The sequence below is a fragment of the Pseudomaricurvus alcaniphilus genome (assembly GCF_011440395.1).
Classification (GTDB): domain Bacteria; phylum Pseudomonadota; class Gammaproteobacteria; order Pseudomonadales; family Cellvibrionaceae; genus Pseudomaricurvus; species Pseudomaricurvus alcaniphilus.
In genome coordinates, this window is sequence record NZ_JAAOIX010000001.1 from 145,754 (window position 1) to 160,231 (window position 14,478).

13 protein-coding genes are annotated in these 14,478 nt (G+C 56.6%); 10 read left to right on the top strand and 3 right to left on the bottom strand.

Annotated features, from left to right (window positions below):
• Positions 1–11 precede the first annotated feature (11 nt).
• Positions 12–773, top strand: coding sequence for a TIGR01458 family HAD-type hydrolase (locus G8764_RS00625; RefSeq protein ID WP_166160858.1), 762 nt, complete (start codon positions 12–14; stop codon positions 771–773).
• A gap of 138 nt (positions 774–911) precedes the next feature.
• On the opposite strand, the gene G8764_RS00630 is transcribed toward G8764_RS00625, so the two are convergent.
• Together G8764_RS00630 and G8764_RS00635 are read right to left on the bottom strand one after the other, a co-directional pair.
• Positions 912–1,142, bottom strand: a complete 231-nt coding sequence (locus tag G8764_RS00630; protein WP_166160860.1) for a hypothetical protein — start codon at positions 1,140–1,142, stop codon at positions 912–914.
• A gap of 232 nt (positions 1,143–1,374) precedes the next feature.
• Positions 1,375–1,662, bottom strand: a complete 288-nt coding sequence (locus G8764_RS00635; RefSeq protein ID WP_166160862.1) for a hypothetical protein — start codon at positions 1,660–1,662, stop codon at positions 1,375–1,377.
• Positions 1,663–1,987: 325 nt separating this feature from the next.
• On the opposite strand from G8764_RS00635, the gene G8764_RS00640 reads away from it, so the two are divergent.
• From G8764_RS00640 to G8764_RS00650, 3 genes are read left to right on the top strand one after another with little or no spacing between them, the layout of a single operon-like run.
• On the top strand, positions 1,988–3,277 hold the full coding sequence (locus G8764_RS00640; RefSeq protein ID WP_166160864.1) for a TolC family protein: 1,290 nt from the start codon (positions 1,988–1,990) through the stop codon (positions 3,275–3,277).
• Between the two features lie 14 nt (positions 3,278–3,291).
• Complete coding sequence (locus G8764_RS00645; protein WP_166160866.1) at positions 3,292–4,725, top strand: efflux RND transporter periplasmic adaptor subunit; 1,434 nt, start codon at positions 3,292–3,294, stop codon at positions 4,723–4,725.
• Positions 4,722–7,853, top strand: coding sequence for an efflux RND transporter permease subunit (locus G8764_RS00650; protein WP_166160868.1), 3,132 nt, complete (start codon positions 4,722–4,724; stop codon positions 7,851–7,853). The genes G8764_RS00645 and G8764_RS00650 overlap by 4 nt, the downstream gene beginning before the upstream one ends.
• 33 nt (positions 7,854–7,886) lie before the next feature.
• Here the strand turns inward: G8764_RS00650 and G8764_RS00655 are convergent, their stop codons facing one another.
• Positions 7,887–8,315, bottom strand: coding sequence for a globin (locus tag G8764_RS00655; protein WP_166160870.1), 429 nt, complete (start codon positions 8,313–8,315; stop codon positions 7,887–7,889).
• Positions 8,316–8,943: 628 nt separating this feature from the next.
• On the opposite strand from G8764_RS00655, the gene G8764_RS00660 reads away from it, so the two are divergent.
• The 6 genes from G8764_RS00660 (at position 8,944) to G8764_RS00685 (ending at position 14,327) form a co-directional block, all read left to right on the top strand.
• Positions 8,944–9,366, top strand: coding sequence for a MerR family transcriptional regulator (locus tag G8764_RS00660; protein WP_166160872.1), 423 nt, complete (start codon positions 8,944–8,946; stop codon positions 9,364–9,366).
• Positions 9,367–9,404: 38 nt separating this feature from the next.
• Positions 9,405–11,756: a heavy metal translocating P-type ATPase gene (locus G8764_RS00665; RefSeq protein ID WP_166160874.1), complete on the top strand. Its 2,352-nt coding sequence runs from the start codon at positions 9,405–9,407 to the stop codon at positions 11,754–11,756.
• Positions 11,757–11,891: 135 nt separating this feature from the next.
• Positions 11,892–12,170, top strand: a complete 279-nt coding sequence (locus tag G8764_RS00670; RefSeq protein ID WP_166160876.1) for a BrnT family toxin — start codon at positions 11,892–11,894, stop codon at positions 12,168–12,170.
• Entirely contained in the window at positions 12,167–12,481 is a 315-nt protein-coding gene (locus G8764_RS00675) for a CopG family antitoxin (protein WP_166160878.1), read from the top strand. The genes G8764_RS00670 and G8764_RS00675 overlap by 4 nt, the downstream gene beginning before the upstream one ends.
• Before the next feature lie 55 nt (positions 12,482–12,536).
• Entirely contained in the window at positions 12,537–13,208 is a 672-nt protein-coding gene (locus G8764_RS00680) for a DUF480 domain-containing protein (RefSeq protein WP_166160880.1), read from the top strand.
• A 69-nt stretch (positions 13,209–13,277) separates the two neighbouring features.
• The gene (locus G8764_RS00685) at positions 13,278–14,327 is read left to right on the top strand and encodes a helix-turn-helix domain-containing protein (RefSeq protein ID WP_166160882.1); all 1,050 of its coding nucleotides are present in this window, start codon (positions 13,278–13,280) and stop codon (positions 14,325–14,327) included.
• Positions 14,328–14,478 lie beyond the last annotated feature (151 nt).

Below are 14,478 nucleotides of genomic sequence, written 5' to 3' on the forward strand. Positions count from 1 at the left end.
GAGGGAATTCGATGATTGAGTCAATATTGTTTGACCTGAGTGGTGTGCTGTACGACGGCGACCAGGTCATACCGGGCGCACAACAAGCGGTGCAGCGGGCCCAGCGCAGCGGGATCGAGGTCCGTTTTATCACCAACACCTCGCAGAAAACCCGGCAGAACCTGCTGCTGCACCTGCACAGTCTCAAGTTTGCAGTCGAGGAGACGCAACTGTTTACTGCGGTGGATGCAGCGCGCCAGTGGTTGCGGCAACGCAACCTCAGGCCTTTCTGCCTGGTACACGAGAACATCATTGGCGAGTTCGCCGACTTCGATCAGCACAACCCCAACGCAGTATTGATTGCCGATGCCGCCGAAGGTTTTCATTATCACAGCCTCAACCGCGCCTTTCAGCTCTGCATTGCCGGCGCCCCCTTGCTGGGCATTGGCTACAACCGCTACTTCAAATCTGGCGACCAGCTGGTGCTGGACGCCGGTGCATTTATCAAAACCATCGAATTTGGGGCAGGGGTGGAGGCTGTGATTGTGGGTAAACCCAGCGTTGAATTCTTCAAACAGGTGGTTGCCTCCACCAGCGCGCGCCCCGAGCATACACTGATGGTAGGCGATGACGTGTTCGGCGATGTGGAGGGGGCGCTGAATGTCGGCCTCCAGGCAGCGCTGGTGCGAACCGGCAAATACCGGCCCGGGGATGAAGACAAGGTCAGCGGCGATTTCAACACTGTCGATTCGGTAACGGAAGCGGTAGAGCTGGCCCTTAACAACCGGGGCTGAGCGGTACTGTTAAAAGCCTGCTGCTAACCACTCCCTGACGACTGCCGCCACCGCGATTTTCGTCGGCAGCCACCTGCAAATGATGTTTGGCATTGTCATAAGCGCCTTTATCGTACTGTGGTTTTATCGTACTTTGGGTTATAGACAGCTTTCGAGCTCGGCGATGTTTGCGCCTAATTTTACTGCTATGTCCATTTTTACCTGCTGGGCCCGGTGGGGATCGCAGGTCGGGCCCTTGCCAATACTCTTCTCTATATGATATTTCGCCAGGCTCCATTTATTGGCGCGCAAGTAGTGTTCCGCCAGCAGTAAGTCGATGTCGCCATGATCGGATTGGCTGGCTAACACTTTCAAGTAGTGAATTGGCATATTGATAATTCCATTGCCTCGCAGATAGTTGAATAGACCTAGAAGCGCGCATTATAACCAAAAGCGCCCCGACTGCGGGCCATTCCTGACAATAGTTGCAATATGCTGCCTATTCAATTCGACTGCAGGCCAGCAGTCGCCGCAGCTATGGATTTGAACTTTTGCCAGAATCAGGTATCTTCTGCTTGTTAGCACAACGGTTACAGTTTATGCGGCCCAGCGGATTCAGATTTTACATGGCAGTCCTCGCCTTGCTGGTTTTTACCAGCCAGCCGTTCGCTGCCGTAAACCCTGCCTGTGCTGATATGGCGGGAATGGCCGACTCAAAGTCTGCCGTCATGATGAGCAGTATCGATACGCTACCCGACAGCCATACCCAGCCGGATAAATCCGCGGCACACGGTGACGAAGACTGTTGCAGCCACAGCCAGTGTTCCCCGGCAGATTGCCTCTCCGCAAGCGTCGCACTGGTCAGTACCCAGGCGTCGTTTCCTGTTCGGTATTCCAAAACGCTAACCACAGAATATTCCGTTTCCTGCCTTATCGCGAAGACATCCTCGCTGTTTCGCCCACCCATTTCCCGCTGACAGGGGGTTAGTGCGCCCAAAATTTGGGGCCTGACCGTTATCTCAGCGGGAGTTTAATACTCCCATCGCAAATACAGTAAAACGCGTCTGCGCTGCTGCGCGCGTTGCTTGGGAGTCATCATGAAATCTCTAGTCGGAAAGCCAGGCTTTACCCCGCGGCTGTTGTTCTGGTGGGTAATTGCTGCAATTGGCAAAGGTCGGCCTGTAACCAAAAAGAATAACACTCGGCGGCTATTCTCTGCGCTGCTAAGGGCCGGCATGCCGATATTTGCAAGCGGGTTTGGGTTGCTGGCGAATCCCGTGTTGGCGCAGGACCAGGCCGGGCGGTTGACCCTGGAGCGGGCCATTTCGCTCGCCACTGTCAACGACCCCTGGCTCAATGGCAGTCTTCACCGGGAACAGGTATTGAACAGTGAATCGGTATTCGCTACTACCTTGCCAGACCCCAGAGTCAGCCTGATGGCAGCAAATTTCCCCAGCGACAGCTTCGACATTAACCAGGAAGCCATGACCCAGGTCACACTGGGTGTCAGCCAAATGTTTCCGCGCGGCAACAGTCTGGATCTGTCCGGGCGCCAGAAGCGGGAACTGGCAGCGCAGGAGCCGCTGCTGCGATGGGACCGCAGGGCCAAGGTGACCGCCACCGTTACCCAGTTGTGGCTGGAAGTTTTCAAGGCCCAGGAGAGCATCCGCCTGATTGAACAGGACCGCTCGCTGTTTGAAAACCTGGTGGACGCAACCCGAGCCAGTTACTCAACGGCGCTGGGGCGTGCACGGCAGCTGGATATCATCCGCGCCCAGTTGGAGCTGACCCGACTCGACGATCGCCTGACTGTGCTGCGACAACAGCAGGAGTCGGCCCAGCAGCGTTTATCCGAGTGGATAGGCCTGCAGGCCCGCACGCCTGTGGTCCGGCAACTCCCCGAAGAAAAGTCTGGCCTGCCCGGGTTAGCCGACCTTCCAGCGGATGATCAATGGCGCTATAAGCAGATCAGCCAGCACCCGGCCCTGCAGGCCTTTGAGCGGCGGATCAATGCTATGCAGACAGGTGTCGAGTTAGCGCGGCAAAAGTACAAACCGGAGTGGGGCCTTAGCGCTCAATATGGCTATCGGGACGACGACCCCGTGGGCCGAGACCGCGCCGATCTGTTCTCCGTGGGTGTGACCTTTGACCTGCCGCTGTTTACCGCTAACCGCCAGGACCAGGAGGTCAGTGCCGCCAGCTCCAGGGCGGAAGCACTCAAGACCGACAAACAACTTTTGGCGCGGCAACTGGTGGCGCAACTGGATACCGCCTTAACCCAATTGCAGCGCCTGGATGAGCGCCGGGCACTCTATGAGCGCCAACTGTTGCCCCAAATGGCCGAGCTGGCGGAAGCCGCCCTGGCCGCCTACAACAGCGACGCCGGCGACTTTGCCGAAGCGGTGCGCGCCCGCATCGCGGAACTCAATGCCGGTATCGAAGCACTGGTTATCGACGTGCAGCGCCGGCAAACCCTGGCAACCATCCAATATCTGCTCAGCAGCGGGCAAGACCAGCAACCCTAACGCCGGAGACGACAATGAAACCCTTTTCAGAAACAAAGATTTACCTGACGGTCGGCGTATTGATAGGCGCTGCAATCGGGGCTGCCTGTGTCTGGTTACTCACCGGTGGAATGGCCAACAACAGCGAGGGTGGCACCGCCGCGCCAGCCAAAGCTAACAAGCCGCTCTACTGGGTCGCGCCGATGGACCCCAATTTCAGGCGTGACCAACCGGGTAAATCCCCCATGGGTATGGACTTGATCCCCGTTTACAAAGATAAGGGCGGTGACGAGGCGGTGGGCACTGTCACCATCTCGCCGCAGGTGATCAATAACCTCGGGGTACGCACGGCCACCGTCACCCGGGGACACCTGGAGGTCAAGCTGGATACCGTGGGCTATGTGCAATTTGATGAGGAGCATCTGGTACATATCCACCCCCGAGTTGAGGGCTGGATTGAAAAACTCTACGTCAAAGCGGCAGGTGATCCGGTCACTGAAGGGGCCCCCCTCTACGCGCTCTATTCACCCACCCTGGTCAATGCCCAGGAGGAATTACTGCTGGCACTAAAACGCCAAAACCCGCTGCTGGTTGCCGCGGCACTGGAGCGATTAGCTGCCCTGCAAGTGCCAGAATCAGAGATCCAGCGGTTACAGGAATCCGGCAAAGTAAGTCAGGTCATTACCATAAAGGCGCCCCAATCCGGCGTGCTGGCTAACCTTGACCTGCGCGAGGGTATGTTCGTGCAGCCCGGCATGGAGATGATGGCGATCGGACAATTGGCGCACATCTGGGTGATCGGTGAAGTGTTCGAACGCCAGGCCGCCAATGTGCGAACCGGTGATGCTGTCAGTGTGCGGCTGGACTATTTGCCCGGTCGCGAGTGGCGGGGCAGGGTCGACTATATCTACCCCTCGCTCAACAGCAAGACCCGTACCGCCCAGGTGCGGGTGCACCTGGACAACCCGGACGCTTACCTGAGACCGGGCATGTTTGCCCAACTGGCGATAGCGACGCAACCGGCACAACAAGCCCTGTTAATTCCCCGTGAGGCGTTAATTCGCACCGGCAGCCAGTCCCGGGTAGTGCTTGCCAAAGGGGAAGGGCGCTTTAAATCCATCGAGGTAAACGTGGGCAGAATTGGCGCGAGCCAGGTGGAGATACTCTCTGGGCTGAAAGAGAGGGAGCGCATCGTCACCTCAGCCCAATTCCTGATTGATTCCGAATCCAGTAAAACCTCGGATTTCCGGCGCATGAGCCAGGCCGATATAAATCATAAAGGTATGAATCACGAAGATATGAACCACGAGAGCGAACATGGAGGCATGAATCATGAAAGCATGAATCATGAAAGAATCAATCATGAAAGAATCAATCACGAAGACATGAACCACGAGGAGCTTCAGTCATCTCCCCCGATCACTACTGAGACCAATCATAGCCACCATCAAGCGGAGACCCGGCAATGATCGAAGCCATTATACGCTGGTCCGTCCACAACCGGTTTTTTGTGCTGCTGGCGACATTGATATTGGTGGGAATTGGCGGCTGGTCCCTGAAAAACACCCCGGTAGATGCCATTCCTGACCTGTCCGACGTGCAGGTAATCATCAAAACCAGCTACCCGGGGCAGGCGCCTCAGGTGGTCGAGGATCAGGTCACCTATCCGCTCACCACCGCCATGCTCTCGGTGCCGGGGGCAGTCACTGTGCGCGGTTACTCGTTTTTCGGCGATTCCTATGTCTACGTAATCTTTGACGAGGACACCGATGCCTACTGGGCTCGCTCCCGGGTACTGGAATACCTGTCCCAGGTGGCACCGACCCTGCCGCCCAGTGCCAGGCCGCAACTGGGACCCGATGCCACTGGCGTCGGCTGGGTATATCTGTACGCGCTGGTCGACCGGAGCGGCCAGCACGACATCAGCCAGCTGCGCAGCCTGCAGGACTGGTTCCTGAAATACGAATTGCAAACTGTACCCGGGGTGTCCGAAGTAGCAGCCGTGGGCGGCATGGTGAAACAATACCAGGTCAAGGTAAACCCGGAAAAACTGCGCGCTTATAACCTTCCGCTCGCCCATATCCAAACGGCTATCCAGCGGGGCAACCAGGAAGTGGGGGCGTCTGTGGTGGAGATGGCCGAAGCGGAATATATGGTGCGGGCCACGGGTTATATCCAGGGCATTGACGACCTGGCTCATATTCCGCTGGGCCAGGTTGTCAACGGCACGCCGCTGCTGCTGAAAGATGTTGCCGACATAGAGCTGGGGCCGCAAATGCGGCGCGGTATTGCCGAGCTCAACGGCGAGGGTGAAGTGGTCGGTGGCATTGTGGTTATGCGTTTTGGTGAGAACGCCCAGCAAACCATCGATGGCGTCAAAGCCAAGCTGGCAAGCCTTGAAGCCGGGCTGCCAGAGGGCGTGGAGATAGTCACTGTTTACGATCGTTCCGGCCTGATTGAGCGGGCGGTGAAGAACCTCTGGCACAAATTGCTGGAGGAGTTCATCGTAGTGGCTCTGGTTTGCATGGCGTTCCTATTTCATGTGCGCTCCAGCCTGGTAGCCATTATCAGCCTGCCGGTAGGTATTCTGGTTGCCTTTATCGTCATGCACTGGCAGGGGCTCAATGCCAATATTATGTCCCTCGGCGGGATCGCCATTGCCATCGGTGCCATGATCGACGGTGCGATCGTTATGATCGAAAATATGCACAAGCATATGGAGCGCAATGCCGGCCAGGGCAAGGCCCTCACTGCCGAAAACCGCTGGCAGGTGGTGGCAGACTCGGCTGCGGAAGTGGGCCCGGCGCTGTTTTTCAGCCTGCTGATCATTACCGTGAGCTTTGTGCCGGTATTCACCCTGGAAGCCCAGGAAGGGCGCATGTTCTCGCCGCTGGCGTTCACCAAAACCTATGCCATGGCCGCCAGCGCCGCCCTCGCGATCACTCTGGTGCCGGTATTGATGGGTTATTTTATTCGCGGCAAGGTTTTGGCGGAACACAAAAACCCGCTTAACCGGGCACTGGTAGGCGCCTATATGCCAACCCTGAAAACGGCGTTGAACTACCCGAAAGCCACGCTGCTCATTGCTGCACTGATTACCGTCGCGGGGTTCTGGCCGCTGACAAAGATCGGCAGTGAATTTATCCCGCCCCTGGACGAAGGAGACCTGATGTATATGCCCACCACCTATCCAGGGCTATCTATTGGCAAGGCGCGGGAGCTGCTGCAGCAAACGGACAAATTAATTGCCACGGTGCCCGAGGTAAAGAGCGTGTTTGGTAAAATCGGCCGCGCTGAAACCGCCACCGATCCAGCGCCCCTGACGATGATCGAAACCTTTGTGCAGCTCAAACCCAGGGACCAGTGGCGGGCTGGTGTGACCACCGAATCGTTGAAAAAAGAACTGGATGCGCTGGTGAAATTTCCCGGGCTCACCAATGCCTGGGTCATGCCCATCAAGACCCGTATTGATATGCTGGCCACCGGCATTAAAACCCCGGTGGGTATCAAGGTAGCCGGGCCGGATCTCAGACAAATCGAAAAAATTGGCAAGCGCCTGGAACAGGTACTCAAGGATGTCCCGGGTACTGCCTCAGTCTATTCCGAGCGGGTGGCTGGTGGTCGCTATATCAAGGTGGACATTGAGCGGCAAAAAGCCGCGCGCTATGGCTTGAATATTGCCGACGTGCAGCAAGTGGTCGCCACAGCCATCGGCGGCATGAATGTAGCGCAGACCATTGAAGGCCTGCAGCGCTACCCCATCAACCTGCGCTATCCGCAGGACTACCGGAGTTCGCCGGAGCAACTGGCATTGCTACCCTTGGTCACGCCCGGCGGCGAGCGTATTGCCCTGGGTGATGTGGCGCGAGTTTACGTCGAGGACGGACCACCGGCGATCAAGAGCGAAAATGCTCGCCTTAATGGCTGGACCTTTGTCGATATCGAGGCAGTGGATATCGGCAGCTATGTGGAAGCAGCCATGGAAGTGGTTGCCGAGCAGGTGGAGTTGCCGGTGGGCTATTCACTAAACTGGTCGGGGCAATACGAATACATGCTGCGCGCCAAAGAGAAACTCACTTACGTGGTGCCCCTGACGCTGGCAATCATTATCGTTCTGTTGTACCTGAACTTCCGCAGCTTTATTGAGGTGGCCATTATTATGGGCACACTGCCTCTGGCCATGGTCGGTTCGATCGGCTTGATGTATCTGCTCGGTTACAACTTTTCCGTCGCCGTCGGCGTGGGTTTTATCGCCCTGGCGGGCGTGGCAGTAGAAATCGGTGTCATTATGCTGGTGTATCTCAACCAGGCCCACGGCCAGATGCTCGACCGATGCCAGCAAAAACGCCAGGTGCCACAGCAGGAGACGCTGCGCCACGCGGTGCTGCAGGGAGCGGGCTTGCGCGTGCGTCCGGTCATGATGACTGCCACCGCTATCGTCGTAGGGTTACTACCGATTATGTACGGCAGTGGTACCGGCTCGGAGGTAATGAGCCGCATTGCCGCGCCCATGGTGGGCGGAATGTTGAGTGCGGTGGTGTTGACCCTGTTGGTGTTGCCGGTGGTTTACTATTTGTGGAAACGCCAAAGCTTATAAAAATGACCCACAGGCGAAGAAACTGTAAGTGAGCTATCTGTCGTACATAAATTTCATATAAGTGATAGCCGGCGCCAGGGCCAGGCGCCAGGCCAGTTCCACATCGTCATCGTATTTGGGGTCGAATTTGGCAACCGCCGCCAACATGCAATCGAGCCACAACTCGTAGAGGGGGGCGGGGATATTGAGGTTGTGGCGGCTGTGTTTACGGGCCATTTTCTCCATATGAGCGTAACTTTCCTTGCTGGCGAGAAACCCGACGGAATAGATCAATGAGCGCTTCAACATTTGCTTTTGCGCGCCCATATTGGTATTGCGAAAGGCGTTTGCAACTTCTGGAGAGCTGGCGAGAAAACATTGATAAAAATAATCAAAAAATGGCTCGGCGGTATCGGATTTGAAACCCACACTAGAACCCAGGATGCGCTCATAACTGCTTTTAAATTCCTCAATAAAGTCCATTTGAACCCACCTCGGTATGGTTATGTTAAAGGCGCTTTTACGCGCTCAATAGAGCATTGATTTGTACTTTTTATCGATCCACGGACTTGTTGCGGAAGCTAATGAACACATCACGTACATACTAGCAGACGCTAATGTTCACGCCTTGACATAGGTCAGCAGATCACCGATTACTGCTCTGCAATGACCCGGTTGGATTGGAACATTTGGGTCTATTCGACTGACGTCGCCATAGCGCAACGCATGGCAATTCTCGATTAGTTGTTGGTTTATTCAATCGTTTACCTAATTACGCCTATGAATAAGCCAGTTATCGGCGATAGTAAACATATACCCTGTAGCCCTTGCGACAGCAGCTTTGCTCCCGGCCTGCCTCCAGGGGCTTGCTTTCAAGACTCGCCGTGCATCCATCCCTGGAGGCTCCACGACAGCATCCCTGCTGTCGAGGGTCTTGAAAGCAAGCCCCCGCAGCCATGCCTAACATACTGCCGGCTGCACGACGCTTAGCGTAGGTGGTAATTAGGATCGTTTATGCCCCAGCCCGGGCAGCTACACCAGATTCTTGAAAATCTCTTGACCGTGGGGTAACCCAATGGTTGTACACTAAGGACACTCAGGAGCCAACGCCATGAAAATCAGCCAACTAGCCAGTAAAGCCGGAGTCACCAAGGATACTATTCGGCACTATGTGTCGATCGGTTTACTGTCGCCGGAGCGGGATAGAAACAATGGGTACCAGATCTTCGGCTCCCAGGCGTTATCCCGCTTGCGCTTTATCAAAACCGCCCGCCAACTGGGTCTGCACCTCGACGATATCCAGCAGATTTTCAGCGACGCCAAAGAAGCGCATTCTCCCTGTCCGCGAGTCCGGGAAATGATGCACCAGCGGATCCTTGAAACCCGCAAGACCATCAAGGAATTGACGCTACTCTGCGATCGCATGGAAGCCAGCATGGCCGAATGGGAAGAAATGCCTGACAGCGTGCCCGACGGTCACTCCGTCTGCCGCTTGATTGAATCACAAATCGACTTGCAACAAGTTAAAACCTGACCGAACTACCAATCGTTCTCGACCAAGAGGGCAAGACCATGAACAAGCACACCGGCTGTCACCACGACCAGGTACACGATCACCATCACAATCACGGACACGATCACGGACACGTCCACCAGGCTCCGCTGGCTGCGCTCAAGGATCCGGTGTGCGGGATGACGGTCAGTGAAGATTCCGCCCATCATGTCCATCACCAGGGCGAGGACTACTATTTTTGCAGCGCTGGCTGTCGCAGTAAATTTGCCAGCGACCCGGGCAAGTATTTGCACCCCGCCGAGCAACCGGCCGGCGACAGCAACGCCTGGTACACCTGCCCCATGCACCCTGAGGTGCGCCAGCAGGGGCCGGGCACTTGCCCCAAATGCGGCATGGCGCTGGAGCCGGAGATGCCGACGCTGGACGACGCGGACGACCCGGAACTGGTGGATTTTCGGCGCCGTTTCTGGTTCAGCCTGCCGTTTACGCTCGGTGTTTTTATCCTGGCCATGTTCGGCCACGGCTGGCTCCCCGCGGGCTGGCACAACTGGGTGGAATTACTGCTGGCGACCCCGGTGGTGTTGTGGTCCGGGCTGCCTTTCTTCATACGTGGCGCCCAATCGGTGGTCAACAAAAGCCCCAATATGTGGACCTTGATCGGTCTCGGAACCGCCGCGGCCTACGTTTACAGCCTGGTGGCCACCATCGCTCCCGGGGTATTTCCGGCGGCGTTTGTTATGGACGGGCGGGTCAGTGTCTATTTTGAAGCGGCGGCGGTAATCATTTCCCTGACCCTGATGGGCCAGTTGTTTGAACTCAAGGCTCGCTCCCGCACTTCGGAAGCGATTAAATCCCTGCTGCAGTTGGCACCGGATATCGCCCGCCGCATCAATGGCGACGGCAGTGAAGCGGATGTGCCGCTGGCCGACGTTCGGGCCGGCGACCACTTGCGGGTGCGGCCCGGCGAAAAAGTGCCAGTGGACGGTGAAGTGGTGGAGGGTGGCAGCGCGGTGGACGAATCCATGCTCACCGGCGAACCGGTACCGGTGTCCAAGCGCCCCGGCGACAGGGTCATTGGCGCCACCATGAATACCAGCGGCAGTCTGGTGATCGAGGCGCAACAGGTGGGCCAGGACAGCACCCTGGCGCGGATCGTCAACCTGGTGGCCCAGGCCCAGCGCTCCCGCGCGCCGATGCAGCGCCTGGCCGATGTGGTGGCCGGTTATTTCGTAGTCGCTGTGGTCATGGTTGCCGTTGTCACCTTCTTCGCCTGGGGACTTTGGGGGCCAGAGCCGGGCTGGGTGCACGGATTGATCAATGCGGTGGCTGTTTTGATCATCGCCTGTCCCTGTGCCCTGGGCCTGGCAACCCCTATGTCCATCATGGTGGCCACTGGCATGGGCGCCACCCGGGGCGTGCTGTTTCGGGATGCCGCCGCCATTGAAGCACTGCGCAAAGTGGATACCCTGGTGGTGGATAAAACCGGTACCCTGACCGAGGGGCGGCCCGTTTTCCGTGAAGTTATCGCCACGACTGATTTTGATCGTGACGAGGTACTGCGACTGGCGGCAAGTCTCGATCAAGGCAGCGAACACCCGCTGGCTATGTCCATCGTCACCGCCGCCCGCGAGCGGGAGTTGAGCCTGTCCACCGCGGAGGACTTTGAATCGGAATCCGGTATCGGTGTCACTGGCCAGGTCGAAGGACACGGGCTGGTGTTGGGTAACACCGCGCTGATGCAAGCGCACGGGGTCGATTTGCATAATCTGAATGCGGACACTGACAAACTGCGGGAGGAGGGTGCCAGCGTCATCTACCTGGGTGTCGATGGCGCACTGGCCGGGGTACTGGCCGTGGCCGACCCCATCAAGGAGACCACCAGGTCGGCCATCGAACAGCTGCGCAGTGAAGGTGTGCGGGTCATTATGGCGACCGGGGATGGCGAGAAAACCGCGCGGGCGGTGGCCCGCGAACTGGGGATCGAGGATGTCTACGGCGAGGTTACCCCCGCGGCCAAGCTGGATATTGTCAGCCGCCTGCAGCAAGAAGGGCGCATCGTCGCCATGGCCGGGGATGGCATCAACGACGCGCCAGCGCTGGCCAAGGCCGATGTGGGCATCGCCATGGGTACCGGTACCGACGTGGCCATGAACAGCGCCCAGGTGACCCTGGTAAAAGGCGACCTGCGCGGCATTGGCGAAGCGATCCACCTGTCCCGCATAACCGTGAGTAACATGCGCCAAAACCTGGGCTTTGCCTTTCTCTACAACAGCATCGGTGTGCCGGTCGCGGCCGGGGTGGCCTATCCATTTACCGGGCTGCTGTTATCGCCGATGATCGCCGCCCTGGCGATGAGCCTGAGTTCGGTGTCCGTGGTTAGCAATGCCCTGCGGTTGCGGATCAAAAAGTAGTGTTGGAATGAACTCGACTGAATTTGTCTGCGAAAAAAGAGCCGGATGCCATTGTTTGAAGCTATTGTGCCGGTCATGTTGACCGCTTTCGCTCGTTGATGACAAAGTGCACACACCAGTGCTACACTTTAGCGCATGAAAATCTTCAATTGGAACCCTGATAAAAATCAGGAGCTAATAGTCGGGCGAGGCGTTTCTTTTGAAGAGGCGATCTTTCATATTGAACATGGTGGTCTATTAGATGATATTGCTCATCCAAACGCCTCGGATTACGCCAATCAACGGATTTTCGTCATTTGTATTAAAGAATACGTTCACCTCGTCCCGTATGTGGAAAGCGAAGATGAAATATTTCTGAAAACAATCATTCCCAGCAGAAAATTTACCAAGTTGTACCTCGGAGGTGGATCATGAGCAAAGGCAAGTTATCGAAAGAAGAGAAAACTCTGCTAGATGCCGTGGAGGCTGGCGAGTTTGAATCAGTATTAACGGAAGCCCGTAAAAAAGAATTGACGGCTTTTGCCAGCAACACGTTTAAAAAAGACAAAAGAATAAATATTCGAATCTCAAACAGGGATTTAACGGCTATCCAGTCAAGAGCATCGGAAGAGGGCATCCCTTACCAAACCTTTGTCTCGAGCATCATTCACAAATACGTTTCGGGCTCTTTGCAAGACCTCACAGCCAACAAGAAAGTGCAGCCGACGCAAAAAACACGCAGCTGAGTTGGGCGCTATGGGGTAGAGTCAAAATTACAATAACCTTAATGGGGATGTCACCGTGCCAGAATTACTAACCGATATTGAGTGCCGTATCATCGGCTGCCTGATGGAAAAATCCATCACCACCCCCGACCAGTATCCACTTACGCTCAACGCTCTGACCAACGCCTGCAACCAGAAATCCAGCCGCAATCCGGTGCTCAACCTGTCCAGTGGTGAGGTGCAGCGCAGTGCGCGGGAGCTGGGTGAGCGCAAGCTGGTCCGGGTTGAAGAAAGCTTTAAAAGGGGCACTGAAAAATACGGCCACCGCTTCTGCAACACCCCCTTCGGCGGGCTGCAATTTGATGAGGCCCAATACGCCATCATCTGCCTGCTGTTGCTGCGCGGCCCACAAACACCGGGAGAGTTGCGGGCTCACAGCGGTCGCCTGCATCAATTCGCCGACAACGATGCCGTGCTCAGCGCGCTCGACGGGTTGCTGCAGCGGGACGATGATCCGCTGGTTGTGCAGCTGCCCCGCAGCCCGGGGCGCAAGGATGCAGAGTATACCCATTTATTTGCCGGGCCTGTGGACCAGGAGGCTTACGCCAGGGAAACCCAGAGCGCGGCGCGGACAGAGCCGCCGGCCAGCCGCGGAAGCTCCGTCGACCAGGCCACTCTGGCTGAGCTCAACGACAGGGTCAGTTACCTGGAGCAGGAGCTGGCGAGGTTGAAAGCACTTATTGAGTAGAACGACCATTAACCTGGCCAGTCGTATCAGCTTTCTTCAAATTCAGCGGGAAACCCAGCGCCAGCAGCCATGCCAGAGTCACCGATTACGGTCCCAATCAGTTTTGTGGAAAACCTGCTCAGCCAGGTGGACCAGCATGGCTACAGCGTGCCCCAACTGCTGGCAGATTCCGGCATCGAGCCACGGGAGCTGAAGGGGCACTATTTTTCCGCGCCACGCTACGGCAAGTTGTACCAGAGAGCCATGTGGGTATTCCAGGACGAATGGTTTGGCATGCTCAGCGGCGGCCCCATTCGCAAAGGCTCATTCCGGCTTTTGTCCCTCTCCGTTCTGCATTGCAAGACACTGCGCCAGGGTTTGATTCGAACCCGGGAATTCAGCCAAATTTGCCGGGGCTTCAAAGTCAGCGGCCAATTGGAGGAATTGGACGACGTGGCGCGGCTCCGCTTGGCGCCGCTGGATTGCATTACCGCGGCAGAGTTTGAGCAGTTGCTGGCGACTGTTTCGCCGGTAGTGATTCACACCACCCTGGCGACCCTGCACCGTTACTACAGCTGGTTGATCGGTCGAGACATACCGGTTGACCGGGTGTACTTTACCTTTCCTGGCCAGGGGGAGGTGGCGCAAATGGCGTCTCTTTCCCCAAAGCAACGGGTATTCGAACACGACTTCAACGGCATAGAGTTCCCGGCCAGGTTTCTGGATTACCCCATTACTCAAACCGAAGAGAGCCTGGAAGAGTTTCTGCGCCTGGCCCCTTTTGACCTGGTGGTAAAGACCGGCGAGGGCCAAGCCTTGTCCGACCGGGTCAAGGCCCTGTTGAACCAGAATGTCAGCCACGCCATGTTAAGCAGCGAGCAGATCGCGCGCAGGCTCAATATGTCTGTCACTACCATGAGGCGCAAGCTGCAGAAGGAAAATACCTCGTTCCAGCAGTTGAAAGACGAGTGTCGCATGGAAGCGGCTTTCCACTATTTGGGCTGTCCAGATTTGAGCAACAGGGAAATTGCCGATCGACTCGGGTTTGACGAGATAAGTACGTTTTTTCGCGCGTTTAAGAAGTGGACCGGTGTCACCCCGGGGCAGTATCGCTCTGGAGAGATCGAAGCTGGAACCTGATTCGGCGCTTTTCGGGCAGAGCTTTATTTCGACAGTGATATTGGTTGTCTTTGTAATTGTTTGTTGGCCACTTCTCTCTAGAATCAGTCTACGAACACATTCACCACAGGGTAGCGCCCATCCATACAATAGCCGTTATCACGGTATGGGG

Bases quoted from the DNA above. Each gene is read 5' to 3' on its own strand.
- G8764_RS00685 (WP_166160882.1), top strand. From the start codon at position 13,278: ATGCCAGAGTCACCGATTACGGTCCCAATCAGTTTTGTGGAAAACCTG.
- G8764_RS00665 (WP_166160874.1), top strand. From the start codon at position 9,405: ATGAACAAGCACACCGGCTGTCACCACGACCAGGTACACGATCACCAT.
- G8764_RS00625 (WP_166160858.1), top strand. From the start codon at position 12: ATGATTGAGTCAATATTGTTTGACCTGAGTGGTGTGCTGTACGACGGC.
- G8764_RS00675 (WP_166160878.1), top strand. From the start codon at position 12,167: ATGAGCAAAGGCAAGTTATCGAAAGAAGAGAAAACTCTGCTAGATGCC.
- G8764_RS00660 (WP_166160872.1), top strand. From the start codon at position 8,944: ATGAAAATCAGCCAACTAGCCAGTAAAGCCGGAGTCACCAAGGATACT.
- G8764_RS00645 (WP_166160866.1), top strand. From the start codon at position 3,292: ATGAAACCCTTTTCAGAAACAAAGATTTACCTGACGGTCGGCGTATTG.
- G8764_RS00630 (WP_166160860.1), bottom strand. From the start codon at position 1,142: ATGCCAATTCACTACTTGAAAGTGTTAGCCAGCCAATCCGATCATGGC.
- G8764_RS00670 (WP_166160876.1), top strand. From the start codon at position 11,892: ATGAAAATCTTCAATTGGAACCCTGATAAAAATCAGGAGCTAATAGTC.
- G8764_RS00640 (WP_166160864.1), top strand. From the start codon at position 1,988: ATGCCGATATTTGCAAGCGGGTTTGGGTTGCTGGCGAATCCCGTGTTG.
- G8764_RS00655 (WP_166160870.1), bottom strand. From the start codon at position 8,315: ATGGACTTTATTGAGGAATTTAAAAGCAGTTATGAGCGCATCCTGGGT.
- G8764_RS00650 (WP_166160868.1), top strand. From the start codon at position 4,722: ATGATCGAAGCCATTATACGCTGGTCCGTCCACAACCGGTTTTTTGTG.